Source organism: Myroides sp. LoEW2-1 (assembly GCF_009767705.1).
In the GTDB taxonomy this organism is placed as follows: Bacteria; Bacteroidota; Bacteroidia; order Flavobacteriales; family Flavobacteriaceae; genus Flavobacterium; species Flavobacterium album_A.
Genome location: NZ_WSPP01000251.1, coordinates 1 through 282, shown reverse-complemented (window position 1 = coordinate 282; position 282 = coordinate 1). Strand labels below are relative to the sequence as shown.

Below are 282 nucleotides of genomic sequence, written 5' to 3'. Positions count from 1 at the left end.
CCAGCAGGAGGAACAGTTACATATACCTTTGAGAATGACAAACACATCTTTAATTATACAGATAAGGATGGTAACCCTCAGACTTTAGATATGTCTAAGGTAGTTAAGGATTACGAAACTTTAACTACGATAACATCAGATACAAAAGGTACCTATACATATAAGAATGAGGCAGGAACAGATGTTAAGATAACAGTAGTAGATGATGTAGCGAATAACTTTGATACGATTGTTAAGAATCAAAAGTTCAAGGATGTAATTAATAATTATTTAAAAGATAAC

1 pseudogene is annotated in these 282 nt (G+C 31.6%); it reads left to right on the top strand.

Features of this window, described 5'->3' with window-relative positions:
- Positions 1-282: pseudogene (locus tag GOQ24_RS13235) on the top strand (hypothetical protein); the annotation flags it as partial.